Raw genomic sequence first — 13,236 nt, forward strand, 5'->3', positions numbered from 1 at the left:
GCGACCGGAGGCTGAGATCAGCGGGCGGTGAGTCGTGCGACGGCGTCGGCGACCGCGACGGTCTCGCGCTCCCCCGTGCGGCGGTCCCACAGCTCGACCTGGCCGTCGGCCGCGCCGCGCCCGACGATGACGATGCGCGGCACACCCACCAGCTCGGCGTCGCCGAACTTCACGCCGGGCGACACCTTCGGGCGGTCGTCGTAGACGACCTCCAGGCCCGCCGCCTCGAGCTCGCCCGAGAGCTGCTCGGCCAGCTCGAAGGCCGCGGCATCCCGGCCCGTCGCCACGACGTGGACGTCGAATGGCGCGACCGATGCGGGCCAGATGAGTCCGCGCTCGTCGTTGTTGAGCTCGGCGATGATCGCGAGGATGCGGGTCACGCCGATGCCGTACGACCCCATCGTGACCGTGACGAGCTTGCCGTTCTCGTCGAGGACCTTCAGCCCCAGCGCCTCGGCGTACTTGCGGCCGAGCTGGAAGACGTGGCCGATCTCCATGCCACGCGCGATCGAGACCGGACCCGAGCCGTCGGGGGCCGGGTCGCCCTCGCGCACGGTGGCGACCTCGACGAACGCGTCGGCCGTGAAGTCACGACCCGCGACGAGGGAGTGGACGTGCTTCTGGTCGATGTTCGCGCCCGTGATCCACGAGGTGCCGTCGACGACGCGGGGGTCGAGGACGTAGCGGATGCCGGTGGCCGACTCCTCGCCGAGCACCGGGCCCTCGGGCGACCAGGGGCCGATGTACCCCTTGACCAGCAGCGGGTTCTCGGCGAAGTCCTCGGCCGTCGCCGGCTCCACCTCGGCCGGCGCGAAGGCGACCTCCACGCGCTTGTCGTCGACGTCGCGGTCGCCGGGCAGGCCCACGACGACGAGCTCGCGCGTTCCGTCGAGGTGCGTGAGGGCGAGCACGACGTTCTTGAGCGTGTGCGCCGCGGTGTACTCGCCCTCGAGGTTCGCGTTGACGTGTGCCACGAGCGTCTCGATCGTGGGGGTGTCGGGCGAGTCGAAGACGACCGGCTCCGGCAGCCCGTCGATCGGCCCCGCCTCGGGGACGACCGTGGTGAACGCCTCGACGTTCGCGGCGTAGCCGCCCGCCGAGCGCACGAACGAGTCCTCGCCGACGGGCGTGGGGTGCAGGAACTCCTCCGACCGCGACCCGCCCATGGCGCCGGCATCCGCCTGGACGATGACGTACTCGAGACCGAGGCGCTGGAAGATGCGCTCGTACGCGTCGCGCTGGGCCTGGTAGCTCGCCTCGAGCCCCGCGTCGTTCGCGTCGAACGAGTAGGCGTCCTTCATCGTGAACTCGCGGCCGCGCAGCAGACCGGCGCGGGGGCGCGCCTCGTCGCGGTACTTGTCCTGGATCTGGTAGATCGTCAGCGGCAGGTCCTTGTACGACGAGTACAGGTCCTTCACCAGGAGCGTGAACGCCTCTTCATGCGTAGGCGCGAGCAGGTAGTCGCCGCCCTTGCGGTCCTGCAGGCGGAACAGCAGGTCGCCGTACTCCTCCCAGCGCCCCGTCGCCTCGTACGCCTCGCGCGGCATCAGGGCCGGGAAGTGCACCTCCTGGGCACCGGCCGCGGCCATCTCCTCGCGCACGACGCGCTCGATCTTGGCCTTGACGCGCAGGCCGAGCGGCAGCCACGCGAAGATGCCCGCCGCCTGAGGTCGGATGTAGCCGGCGCGGATCAGCAGCTTGTGACTGGCGACCTCGGCGCCCGCGGGGTCTTCACGGAGCGTGCGGAGGAACAGGTGCGACATACGGGTGACCACGAGTCGAGTCTACGGATGCCGCGGGGCCGCGATGTGCGCACGGCGGGTCATCCCAGTCGCATCAGGTAGGCCGAAGCCACAGATGCCAGATCCGCACCTCGCCCTCGGACCTCGATGAGGTTCACGCCGTCCGTGGCGACCACTGCCTCATCGCCCGATGCGCTCGCACCGACGCGGGCGTCCGTCGCGCCCGCGACCTCGACCGGGGTTCCCGCCCCCGCCGAACTCGCAGCGTCTGCCCATACGGGCCCGGCGCCTGGGCGCACGGTGATGCTGAAAGCCGTGAGGCCGTCAGCGGTGTACCAGAGGCAACTCGCTTCTCGGTGCGCAGCGTTGGCGATGGCTGTGTGCAGGTTCGCGGGCCATCCCGTTCCAGGTTCGACCGTCAGACTCGCCCCGACAACCTGGGCCAGCTCAGCCGTGTCGGCATCCGAGCACGCGATCGGCGTCCGCCACTGTCGTGTGGGAGGAACAGCGTGGGCGCTCGGGAGCATGGCGAGCGAGCCGTCGACTCGCTCGAGAATGGGGAGCAGGTCCGATGAGTCGGAGCCAGAATCCTGCGGCGAAGAGCTGGCGACGATCGCCCAGAAGCGTTCGCCCGCGCTGACCCGGTAGCAGAACCTCCCCATCTCGCGGTCGTGGCAGTCGTCAGCGCCAAACTCGTCGACGACGCCATCTGCTGCGGCCTCCGCGGGCAGCACCACGAGCTCCATCATGCCGCTGTTCACGGCGTAGCGGCAGTACAGGCCGCCCAATGTGGCTAGCGTGACGTCGCCCGCAGCCGAATCATCTGCCATGAACTGCGCGTCGGATTCGACGGCATCCGAGAGGCTGTCAGCGGGCAGGACTGCCTCGCAGTCTCCATTAGCCACCTGCAGCGCAGCCGCAGGCGGGGACGGTGCAGGGGGTGACGGCGTCGTGGGCGGCGAGGTCGGCGTCGGCGTCGGTGTCGACGGCGGGGTCGGAGACGGGGGCACAGGCGTCGCTGTCTCAACCGGGGTGGCGATGCGGTGATCCGACCGTGCCGTGGCGAAGGCGACACCCGAGATGACACCCCCGACGAGTACGACGGCGGCGGCGCCGGCGACCAGGTGCGAGCGCCGAGCGCGGGTCGCGCTCATACGCCCCGCTCCTGCGATGATGCGATCGCGCAGATCGCCGTGCTCATTCGGGGTGAGCTGATCGTTCAGGTCCACGATGCCTCCAACGCCGTCATCTCGTCTCGTAGCCGGCTCTTCGCCCGTGAGAGGCGTGACTTGACCGTGCCGACGGGGATCCCCAGGGTCTGAGCGACATCGCGCTCGGGGTAGCCCTCGAGCACGCTGAGGACGACGACGCTCTGCTCACCGGCCGGCAGCTGCTTGAGTGCCGCGAGCACACCGCTCTCGTCGTGGGCCGACGGCGCCGCGGATGCGGACGCCGCGGGGGTCTTCGCCAACAGCGCTCGGTAGCGCCGCCCCGATCGCTCGAGATTGCGCGCCGTGTTCGCAACGGTCGTCAGCAGCCACGGCAGCGGCGACCCGTCGACGAGGCGCACACTCGCGCGCTTGCGCCAGAGCTCGAAGAAGGCGATGGCGACCGCGTCCTTCGCGTCCTCGCGATCGGTCAGCAGGCGGCTCGCGTGCCGGAACAGCCGCGACTCGTATCTGTCGAACAGGTCTCCCAGCGCGGACTCGTCGCCCGCCCGCAGTCGCTGCCATGCAGCGGCCTCATCATCTCCCACACCCTGTAGTGTCCGGCACTGCCGCGAAGGTTCGCGGTCGTGCGAACTAATCTGAGCGGATGACGACCGTGCTGCTGACCGGGTTCGAGCCGTTCGCGGGAGACGCGACCAACCCGTCTGGGGATGCCGTCCGCCTTGTCGCCGATCAGTGGGACGGGCCGGAACAGCTCGTCACCGCGGTTCTTCCCGTCGAGTTCGACGGCGCTCGGCGCAGGCTCCGCCAGCTCATCGCGACGCACGACCCGGATGTCGTGGTCGCAACGGGCCTCGCGGGCGGACGCGCAGGCATCACGATCGAGCGCGTCGCGATCAATCTTCTCGACGCGCGCATCCCCGACAACGCCGGTGACCAGCCGGTCGACGTCCCGTCGTCACCCGGAGGGCCGGCCGCCCGCTTCGCGACCCTGCCCGTCAAGGCGATCACCGCCGCGATCATGGATGCCGGCATCCCCGCCACCGTCTCGCACTCGGCCGGCACTTTCATCTGCAACCACGCGATGTTCACCGTGCTCGACGTCGACGACTCCGGGCTCCGCCGGGCGGGCTTCATCCATGTGCCCTACGCGAGCACGGACGCTCCCGTCGGTCAGCCGTCGCTTGCTCTCGTGGAGATCGCGCGGGCGATGCGCATCGCCATCCGTACATCGCTCGACACCGACGTCGACGCGTCCTACGCCGCGGGCACGATCGCCTGATGCGATTTCGCTTCAGCTGGAGAGCGCGGTGAGCATCCGAGACAGGACCTGAGCTGCGACCTCGGCGTCCTGAGACCACATGCTGACGACGTTCGTGCCGTCTGTCGCGTAGACGAGCACCGACCCGTAACCCCGATCGACGCCGAACGAGTCCGCGGCGCCTGCCACCTCAACGGCGACCGCTGCCTCGGCGTTACCCGTACGAAGTTGCTTCCATTGCCAGCCGAGACCGGGGGCAGCGAGAGGGGCGAGGATGCGGAACTCGTGCGTGTCGTAGTGGAGCCGCTCACCGTCGGAGAACATCGGGCAGGTTAGCGCGATACCGGCCGAGGCGAACAGGACGTCCTCGGGTTGCTCCGCCCCCTCCCAGTAGCCATGTCGGTAGGGGCCGACGATGTCTTCGAGACCGATGGCCTCCCCGAGCTCGACGCAGTCGGGGATGGACCAGGTCTGGTCGATGCGGTCGACGGGGCGTGGCTTCGTCGCCGACGCGAGGTTCCGCGACACCGCCTCGACGGCTGCGCTCAGAAGCTCTTCCGGCGCCTCATAGACCTCGGAGCCGACGGTTGCGCTGACCCAGTCGTCTCCCACGCGGACGCCGAAACGACAGGCGCTCGAATCATAATTCGGTTCGCAGAACGCGACCGAGTAGGCGGCAGCGATCTCGTTGGTCACCGCCGCGGCGGGTAGCACCATCGTGGTGAGGTTCCTGACACCCGCGGCGGGCTCGACGCCCTCCGCCGCAAACCAGGTACAGGTGAGACCCCCCACGGTGCCGACGGGGTCGGCCTCCACGGGCACGGGACGCTCCGGCTCCCACAACGCGATCTGCTCGGCGACGGTGATCGAGCCCGCGCCGAGAAGCTCATCGCGCTGCTCGACCGTGAGCATCTGGTCGCAATCGGCGTCGAACGCCCGGACGGGCTCGAGGTTCGGCGTCGGGGTGGGTGTCGGGGTGGGGGCGGCAGACGACGGGCTGACCGGCGACGGGGTCTCCGCCGCACGTTCGACGGGGGTGCATCCCACCGCGAGAACGGCGGCGATCGCGAGGGGCAGGAACGCGACGGGACGACGGAGCACGCCTTCAGCCTGGCAGGACCGGCACGCCGGCCGCGGCATCCGCCGTCGAAGCGTTATGGAACCGATCTCAGGCGGTGACGACCTGCGCCGTGCCGAGGGGCGCGTCGGGGCCGAGCTCGTCGGCGATACGGCGGGCCTCTTCGATGAGCGTCGCGACGATCTCCGACTCGGGCACGGTCTTGATGACCTCGCCCTTGACGAAGATCTGGCCCTTGCCGTTGCCCGACGCGACGCCGAGGTCGGCCTCGCGAGCCTCGCCCGGCCCGTTCACCACGCAGCCCATGACCGCGACGCGCAGCGGCACGGTGACATCCTTCAGACCCGCCGTGACGTCGTCGGCGAGCGTATAGACGTCGACCTGCGCGCGCCCGCATGACGGGCACGAGACGATCTCGAGCTTGCGCTCCCGCAGGTTGAGCGACTGCAGGATCTGGTGTCCGACCTTGACCTCTTCGGCCGGCGGCGCCGACAGCGAGACGCGGATCGTGTCTCCGATCCCCTCTCCCAGCAGGATGCCGAACGCGGTGGCGCTCTTGATCGTCCCTTGGAAAGCCGGGCCGGCCTCGGTCACCCCGAGGTGCAGGGGCCAGTCACCGCGCTCGGCGAGCTGCCGATAGGCCTTGACCATGACGATCGGGTCGTTGTGCTTGACCGAGATCTTGAAGTCGTGGAAGTCGTGCTCCTCGAAGAGCGAGGCCTCCCAGACCGCGCTCTCGACGAGGGCCTCCGGGGTCGCCTTGCCGTACTTCTCCAGCAGACGACGGTCGAGAGAACCGGCGTTGACGCCGATGCGCAGCGAGACGCCCGCGGCCTTCGCCGCGTTCGCGATCGCTCCGACCTGGTCGTCGAACTTCCGGATATTGCCCGGGTTCACGCGCACCGCGGCGCATCCGGCGTCGATCGCCTGGAAGACGTACTTGGGCTGGAAGTGGATGTCGGCGATGACGGGGATCTGGCTCTTCTTGGCGATGATGTGCAGCACGTCCGCGTCGTCCTGCGAGGGTACGGCGACGCGCACGATCTCGCAGCCGGACGCCGTGAGCTCGGCGATCTGCTGCAGCGTCGCGTTGATGTCGGTGGTGGGTGTCGTCGTCATCGACTGCACGCTGACGGGGGCTCCTCCCCCGACGAGCACCTTTCCGACACGGATCTGCCGGCTCTTGCGGCGGGGGGCGAGGACGTCCGGAACCTGGGGCATCCCGAGATTGACAGCTGGCACGGGCACAGCCTACGCGGCAGGGCCGCAGACGGGCTGGGAGCCGCGCGACACCGCATCCCTCGTGCGGGTGTGATAATTTCGCCCCATGCGCACGCGCCTCTCCTGGTGGCACACCGCCTAGGCGGTGTGTTCGACGTGCACACGTTTCAGACCGCCCGGCGTTGAAGGCCCGGCGGTCTTCTTCGTGGGGCGGGCGCTCCGACGAAGAAAGACGACGATGACCGGTTCCCTCCCGACCCTGACCGATCTCGCCGCGAGCGGTGAGCCGTTCGCGCTCATCGCGCGCGACGGGGCGAGCGTCGAGGTGCTCCGCGGCGACGTCGTCGACGTCGACCGGCTCGCCGACATCCCGCTGGACGATCCCGACGGCACTCCGCGCGAGGTGCTCGCCCTCGTGCCGTTCCGTCAGGTGGTCGAACGCGGCTTCGTGTGCCACGACGACCGGGCACCACTGCGCTGCCTGCGCGTCGCTGACCACGATTCCCTGCCCCTGGCCGAGGCACTGCGCCAGCTGCCGTCGGAGCGGGTGCCGCTCGAGGACGCCGGGTTCGACATCTCCGACGACGACTACGCCGACATCGTCCGCCGCGTCATCGCCGACGAGATCGGCCGCGGCGAGGGCGCCAACTTCGTCATCCGCCGTGATTTCGCCGCGACGGTCGAGACGGATGCCGTCACCGCCGGCCTGACCTGGTTCCGCGCACTGCTTCAGCATGAGCGCGGCGCCTACTGGACCTTCCTCGTGGTGACCGACGGCCATGTCGCGGTCGGCGCCAGCCCGGAGGCGCACGTCAGCGCGCGCAGCGGCGCGCCCGCCGAGCCCGGCACCAGCATCGTCACGATGAACCCGATCTCCGGCACCTTCCGGCACCCTCGCGGCGGCGCGACGGCCGAGACCCTGACGGAGTTCCTCTCCTCGACCAAGGAGACCGAGGAACTGTTCATGGTCGTCGACGAGGAGCTGAAGATGATGTCGGCCGTCTGCTCGGACGGGGGTCGCATCACGGGGCCGCATCTGAAGGAGATGTCGCGCCTCACCCACACCGAGTACATGTTGCGCGGCTCGAGCACGATGGATCCCCGCGACATCCTCCGTGAGACCATGTTCGCCCCCACCGTCACGGGCTCGCCCATGCAGAACGCGTGCACCGTGATCGCGCGGCACGAGCGCACGCCCCGCGGGTACTACTCCGGCGTCGCGGCCCTGTTCACGCCCGCGGCCGGCGGCGGCCACGACCTCGATGCGCCCATCTTGATCCGCACGGCCTACCTCGTCGACGGCCGGCTGCGCGTGCCGGTCGGCGCGACGCTCGTGCGGCACTCCGACCCGGCGGGCGAAGTGGGCGAGACCCACGGCAAGGCGGCCGGCGTCCTGGGCGCGATCGGCGCCGTCGACCGCGACGAAGCGCCCGCGGCGATCGCCGACACGACGGCCGTCGACGAGGACGCGCCGGCCGCGCACCGCCCGCGGCTCGGCGACGATCCGACCATCGCGGCCCTGCTCTCCTCGCGCAACGCGCGTCTCGCGCAGTTCTGGCTCGACCCGCAGGCCGCCGAGGGCGGGCCGTACGCGGGCCGCGAGGTGCTGGTCGTCGACGCCGAGGACCGCTTCACCACGATGCTCGGACACCAGCTGCACCACCTCGGGTTCACCGTTCGCATCGCTCCCTGGCACGAGGTGACGGATGCCGCGGTCGACGAGGCCGGCCTCGTCGTCTTCGGTCCCGGCCCGGGCGATCCGCGCGACGGCGCGAGCCCTCGCATCGCCCGCATGCGAGAGCTCGTCGGCCGGCGCGCCGACGCGGGCACTCCGCTGCTCGCGGTCTGCCTCAGCCACCAGATCCTGGCCGACCGGCTCGGCATCGCGCTGGCCCCTCTCGCGTCGCCCCATCAGGGCCTGCAGAAGAGCGTGGATGTGTTCGGGCAGCCGGCATCCATCGGGTTCTACAACACGTTCACGGCGCGCGTCGCTCCCGGCACCGACCGCCTCGGCGACACCGAGATCGCGGCCGACCCGTCGTCGGGTGACGTGTACGCGCTACGCGGTCCCGCGTATGCGTCGGTGCAGGGGCACCTCGAGTCGATCCTGTCTCGAGATGGCCTGCCGACCCTCGAGCGGCTCATCGGGTTCGCGCTTGAGCCCGTCCCAGCCTGATCGCCGCCGCACCGGCGGCGAGGGCGTCAGCCGAGGATCGAGATCGGGTTGAAGACGTCGGCAAGGATCAGGGTCCCGCCCATGACGATGAGCGCGATCACGACGACGAAGGTGACGGGCACGAGCTTCGTGGCGTCGACCGGTCGCGGACGCGGGCGGCGGAAGAGCTTCGCCCAGGCGCGCTTGATCCCGTCCCACAGGGCCACCACGACGTGTCCGCCGTCGAGGGGCAGCAGGGGCAGCAGGTTGAAGATGAACAGCGCGATGTTGAGCGAGCCGAGCAGGCTCAGCAGGTCGACGACGCGGTCCTGAATGGGCGCTTCGGTCGCGGCGACCTCCCCCGCGATGCGCCCGGCACCGACGACCGACAGCGGCCCATTGGGATCGCGTTCCGCACCGGTGACGAGGGCGACTCCGGTTTCATAGACCTTGACGGGCAGCTGCCAGATGACGCTCGCGACGGCGCCGAGCCGCTCGACCGCCGCCTGCGGTCCGGTCCAGATCGGCTGCGGCACGTTGATACGCGTTCCCGTCATACCGACGAAGCCGACCTCCTTCACCTCGGTCGTCCCGTCCGCGGCCATCACGGGGCGTTCGGCGGCGATCGGAGTGACCTCCAGCGTGACGCGATCGCCGTCCCGCTCGACGACGATCGGGATCGTGCGCCCCGGCGACGCCTGGATGATCGCGGTCGCCTCGACGTAGCCCGTCACCTCGGTGCCGTCGACGGCGACGATGATGTCGCCGGGGCGTATGCCGCCTGCCGCGGCCGGTGAGACGGGATCACCGGGCTCGCACGTCGTGCGCTCGACGCCGGCCGGGACGACGCACTCGTTGACGCCGGCGATCGTCGTCGAAACGCTCGGCAGTCCGATGGCGCTCAGCGCGATGCCGAAGAGCACCATCGCGAGTACGAAGTTCATGAGCGGCCCGCCGACCATGATGACGATGCGCTTCCACACCGACAGCTGGTAGAACGCCGGTCGCGTGTCGTTCTCGACGAGGGTCTCGGCGTTGGCGAGGCGGGCGTCCTGCACCATCGCCCCGAAGAAGCGACCGCTGCGCCGGGTGGCGGCCTCGGGACCCTCGGGTGCCGGCGGATACATGCCCGACATCGAGATGTAGCCACCGAGAGGCAGGGCCTTCACGCCGTACTCGGTCTCGCCGAAGCGCCGCGACCAGAGGGTCGGCCCCAGGCCGATCATGTAGCGGCCGACACGCACGCCGAACAGCTTGGCGGGGACGAGGTGCCCGACCTCGTGCAGCGCGATCGAGACGGCGAGCCCGACGACGAGCAGCACGACGCCGATGACGAAAGCGAGGACGGTCACGACCGCTCAGAGTACCCGCCGAGTCTTTGAATCGGCCCAGGCCGTAAACTCCCACCATGGAGCGGGCGCAGAGTGCGGCAGTGCGGCGTGCTCGCGCGCTGCGGGGAACCGCCTCCGCCGCGATCGCCACCGTCTTCGCCGCCACGGCCCACACCATCTCGGGCGGGCTGGCGCCGCTCTGGCTCATCGTCGTCGCGACGCTGCTCGCGGCGCCCGCGGCCGTCTGGCTCGTCGGCCGCGCACCCTCGGCATGGCGCACCGGCCTGGTCGTCCTCGCCAGTCAGGGCCTGTTCCACACCTTCTTCTCGATCGCGGGTGCCGCTGATCCGACGGCGCCGGTCCCGCACACCCACGGCGGAGGGCTCCCCGCCCTCGCGCCTCTCGCGCATACGCACGCCGTGAGCTCGGGAATGACGGCGACGCATGTTCTCGCCGCCGCCGTGACCGTCGCGACGCTCGTCGCCGGGGAACGCCTGGTGCGCGCCATCCATCGCGGCATCCTGCGGTTCGTGCGATTGATGTCGCCGTCGGTTCGTGCGCGGACTCCGATGCTCCGTCCCGTCCCGCGCCGCGAACGCGTCGCGGCGGCACGTCGCCTCCGTTTCTCTCTGTCACTGCGGGGTCCGCCGGTCGCCACCGTGTGACCTCCCCTTCCCGTAGCGGGCCGCATGACGCCGCCCGCATGTTCTGAGAGATGACAATGACCCGCACCATGACCGCGCGCCGCCGTGCGCGCCTGGCCGTCGGCGTGACCGCCGGTGCCGCCCTCGCCCTCGCCCTCCCGCTCGCCGCTTCGGCACACGTGCACGTGACGCCGGAGGAGGTCGCCGCCAACGGCTCGACCCGTATCGACTTCTCGTTCAGCCACGGCTGCGACGGGTCGCCCACGACGGCACTCGTCGTCGACATCCCCGCCGAGGCACAGGGCGCGACCCCCGTCATCGACGGCGCGTGGACTATCACGACCGAGGCGGGCGAGAACGGCATCCCCACACGCGTGACGTACACGGCGGTCGCGCCCATCCCCGACGCGTACGCCGCCTCTGCCGGCATGAACGTGATCTTCCCCGGCTCGGCCGAGGGCGAGAGCTTCGCCTTCCCCGTCACGCAGCAGTGCGAGACCGGCGAGGCCGCCTGGGTGCAGGTCGCTGAAGACGGTCAGGACCCGGACGACCTCGAATACCCGGCTCCCGTCGTGGTCGTCGGAGCAGCGGCGGCCGACGCGCACGGCGGACACTCCGAAGGCGGCCACTCGTCCGGCGACACGGCCGATGCGGCCGACGCGGAGACGACCGCGGCATCCTCGTCCGCGGCCGATCCTCTGCCCATCTGGCTCTCGGCCGGGGCTCTCGTCGTCGCGGCCGCAGCGCTCGTCCTGGCCATCACCCGCCGACGCGCCTGAGCACAGCCGGGGCGGGCGCGTCAATCGACGCGGCCGCCCCGGAACCGGGGTGAGACAATGGTCGCAATGCCTACCGACGCCCCGAACCTCCCTCCCGTCCTCCGCCCCGAGAGTCCGCCGCGCCGCTCCCTGACAGAGCTCGCGGCGCACGTCGGCGGGCGGATTGTCGGCGCCGCCACCGACGTCACCGTGACGGGCATCACCCTCGCGACGGCAGATCTACGCCCGGGCGAGGCTTTCGTCGCGATCCAGGGTGCCGTCCGGCACGGTGCCGACTTCGCAGCGCAGGCCGCCGCGACGGGCGCAGCGGCCATCGTCACCGACACTCGCGGGGCCGAGCTCGCCGCCGACGCCGGTCTGCCCATCGTCGTCGTCGACGATCCGCGGGCCCGACTGGGCGAGCTCTCGGCCTGGGTCTACGGAACCGGCCGCGAGGACCGTCTCCCCCTGCTGTTCGGCACGACCGGGACGAACGGCAAGACCAGCGTCTCTCACCTCATCGAGGGGATCCTCGGTCAGCTCGGAGTCGTCACGGGCCTGTCCTCGACGGCGGAGCGCCACATCGCGGGCGACGTCATCGTGTCGCGGCTCACGACCCCCGAGGCCTCGGAGTTCCACGCGCTGCTCGCCCTCATGCGCGAGCGCGGCGTCGACGCGGTCGCCGTCGAGGTGAGCGCGCAAGCGCTGACCCGGCACCGCGTCGACGGAGTGGTCTTCGACGTCGCCGGGTTCACCAACCTCACCCACGACCACCTCGACGACTACCGAGACATGGCGGAGTACTTCGAGGCGAAGCTGCCGCTCTTCCTCGCGGACCGGGCGCGACGCGGGGTGGTGTGCCTCGACTCCGACGCCGGCGCGCACATCGTGGCGCGCGCGGGAATCCCCGTGACGACGATCATCACTCCGGCGATCGCCGAGACCCCCGCAGCGACAGCGGACTGGACCGTCGAGATCGTCGAAGAGCGGCAGGACGGCACCGAGTTCCGGCTGGTCGGGCCCGGTGGCCGACAGCTCACGACGACGGTTCCGGTGATCGGACGGCACATGGCCGCGAACGCCGGTCTCGCGATCGTCATGCTCCTCGAGGGCGGATACGCGTGGGACGAGCTCGTGCGCGTGCTCGACGGGCACCGCATCGATGCGCACCTGCCCGGCCGCACGCAACGCGTCTCGGGCGACCGCGGGCCGGCCGTGTACGTCGATTTCGGGCACTCCCCCGACGCGTTCGAGAAGACCCTCGCCGCCGTGCGGCGCGTGACCCCCGGGACCGTCGTGATGGTGTTCGGCGCCGACGGCGATCGCGACAAGACCAAGCGGCACGACATGGGGGCGACGGCTGTCCTCGGCAGCGACATCCTGATCGTGACCGACCACCACCCGCGCTTCGAGGATCCCGACGCGATTCGGGCCACCCTGCTCGAGGGCGCTCGGCGAGCGCGACCGGATGCCGACATCCGCGAGTCGTCGCCGCCGGAGAAGGCGATCATCGAAGCCGTCTCGCTCGTCGGAGAGGGCGACGCGATCCTGTGGGCCGGCCCGGGACACCAGGACTACCGCGACATCCGCGGAGTCCGCACGCCCTACTCGGCTCGCGAGCTCGCTCGTCGAGCGCTTCGGGATGCCGGCTGGCCGGTGCCCGAGCCCAGTTGGGCCGTGCCCTACGCCGACTGAGCGCGTTTGTGGTCGGACCACTGTGAAAAATCGGCGGTCCCCCGCCGTCCTGTCGCTCCCGTGCACGATCGCCGCACCCTCTGCGGCCCGGGCGTAACGTCGGCCGCAGGCACGCCGCGGCAGGCACGACCAGCGCCTTCCCCGCTCCCCGGCGGGCCTTCCGACAGGACGAAGGACCCACG

General features: G+C 70.7%; 11 protein-coding genes. 5 read left to right on the top strand and 6 right to left on the bottom strand.

Going from position 1 to position 13,236, the window contains the following annotated elements; all coding sequences use genetic code 11:
- Positions 1–17: 17 nt before the first annotated feature.
- From MTS1_RS14090 to MTS1_RS14100, 3 genes are read right to left on the bottom strand one after another with little or no spacing between them, the layout of a single operon-like run.
- Positions 18–1,775: a proline--tRNA ligase gene (locus MTS1_RS14090; RefSeq protein WP_023955141.1), complete on the bottom strand. Its 1,758-nt coding sequence runs from the start codon at positions 1,773–1,775 to the stop codon at positions 18–20.
- 47 nt (positions 1,776–1,822) lie between these two features.
- Positions 1,823–2,971: a hypothetical protein gene (locus MTS1_RS16730; protein ID WP_023955143.1), complete on the bottom strand. Its 1,149-nt coding sequence runs from the start codon at positions 2,969–2,971 to the stop codon at positions 1,823–1,825.
- Entirely contained in the window at positions 2,962–3,498 is a 537-nt protein-coding gene (locus MTS1_RS14100) for an RNA polymerase sigma factor (protein ID WP_023955145.1), read from the bottom strand. Before MTS1_RS14100 ends, MTS1_RS16730 begins: the two co-directional genes overlap by 10 nt.
- A 59-nt stretch (positions 3,499–3,557) precedes the next feature.
- Here MTS1_RS14100 and pcp point away from each other — a divergent pair, with 59 nt between their 5' ends.
- A complete protein-coding gene (pcp, locus tag MTS1_RS14105) occupies positions 3,558–4,193 on the top strand; it encodes a pyroglutamyl-peptidase I (RefSeq protein ID WP_023955147.1) in 636 nt (211 codons plus the stop codon).
- A 12-nt stretch (positions 4,194–4,205) separates the two neighbouring features.
- Here the strand turns inward: pcp and MTS1_RS14110 are convergent, their stop codons facing one another.
- A complete protein-coding gene (locus MTS1_RS14110) occupies positions 4,206–5,273 on the bottom strand; it encodes a hypothetical protein (protein ID WP_023955149.1) in 1,068 nt (355 codons plus the stop codon).
- Positions 5,274–5,340: 67 nt separating this feature from the next.
- Positions 5,341–6,471: a flavodoxin-dependent (E)-4-hydroxy-3-methylbut-2-enyl-diphosphate synthase gene (ispG, locus tag MTS1_RS14115; RefSeq protein WP_023955151.1), complete on the bottom strand. Its 1,131-nt coding sequence runs from the start codon at positions 6,469–6,471 to the stop codon at positions 5,341–5,343.
- 238 nt (positions 6,472–6,709) lie between these two features.
- Here ispG and MTS1_RS14120 point away from each other — a divergent pair, with 238 nt between their 5' ends.
- Complete coding sequence (locus MTS1_RS14120) at positions 6,710–8,647, top strand: anthranilate synthase family protein (RefSeq protein ID WP_023955153.1); 1,938 nt, start codon at positions 6,710–6,712, stop codon at positions 8,645–8,647.
- Positions 8,648–8,673: 26 nt separating this feature from the next.
- On the opposite strand, the gene MTS1_RS14125 is transcribed toward MTS1_RS14120, so the two are convergent.
- Complete coding sequence (locus tag MTS1_RS14125; protein ID WP_023955155.1) at positions 8,674–9,978, bottom strand: RIP metalloprotease; 1,305 nt, start codon at positions 9,976–9,978, stop codon at positions 8,674–8,676.
- Between the two features lie 56 nt (positions 9,979–10,034).
- Here MTS1_RS14125 and MTS1_RS14130 point away from each other — a divergent pair, with 56 nt between their 5' ends.
- The 3 genes from MTS1_RS14130 to MTS1_RS14140 all read left to right on the top strand — a co-directional run bounded on the left by MTS1_RS14130 (position 10,035) and on the right by MTS1_RS14140 (position 13,054).
- Positions 10,035–10,622 (top strand): hypothetical protein, encoded by a 588-nt coding sequence (locus MTS1_RS14130; protein ID WP_023955157.1) that lies wholly within the window; start codon positions 10,035–10,037, stop codon positions 10,620–10,622.
- A 56-nt stretch (positions 10,623–10,678) separates the two neighbouring features.
- Positions 10,679–11,380 carry a DUF1775 domain-containing protein gene (locus MTS1_RS14135; RefSeq protein WP_052007903.1) on the top strand — a complete coding sequence of 234 codons (702 nt, stop codon included), beginning with the start codon at positions 10,679–10,681 and terminating at the stop codon, positions 11,378–11,380.
- Positions 11,381–11,446: 66 nt separating this feature from the next.
- The gene (locus MTS1_RS14140; protein WP_036305908.1) at positions 11,447–13,054 is read left to right on the top strand and encodes a Mur ligase family protein; all 1,608 of its coding nucleotides are present in this window, start codon (positions 11,447–11,449) and stop codon (positions 13,052–13,054) included.
- The last annotated feature ends 182 nt before the right edge of the window (positions 13,055–13,236 follow it).

The sequence above is a fragment of the Microbacterium sp. TS-1 genome (assembly GCF_000509385.1).
In the GTDB taxonomy this organism is placed as follows: domain Bacteria; phylum Actinomycetota; class Actinomycetes; order Actinomycetales; family Microbacteriaceae; genus Microbacterium; species Microbacterium arborescens.

Excerpts from the sequence above, each read along its gene's own strand:
- MTS1_RS14140 (WP_036305908.1), top strand. The coding sequence starts at position 11,447 with ATGCCTACCGACGCCCCGAACCTCCCTCCCGTCCTCCGCCCCGAGAGT.
- MTS1_RS14120 (WP_023955153.1), top strand. The coding sequence starts at position 6,710 with ATGACCGGTTCCCTCCCGACCCTGACCGATCTCGCCGCGAGCGGTGAG.
- MTS1_RS14130 (WP_023955157.1), top strand. The coding sequence starts at position 10,035 with ATGGAGCGGGCGCAGAGTGCGGCAGTGCGGCGTGCTCGCGCGCTGCGG.
- ispG (WP_023955151.1), bottom strand. The coding sequence starts at position 6,471 with ATGCCCCAGGTTCCGGACGTCCTCGCCCCCCGCCGCAAGAGCCGGCAG.
- MTS1_RS14135 (WP_052007903.1), top strand. The coding sequence starts at position 10,679 with ATGACCCGCACCATGACCGCGCGCCGCCGTGCGCGCCTGGCCGTCGGC.
- pcp (WP_023955147.1), top strand. The coding sequence starts at position 3,558 with ATGACGACCGTGCTGCTGACCGGGTTCGAGCCGTTCGCGGGAGACGCG.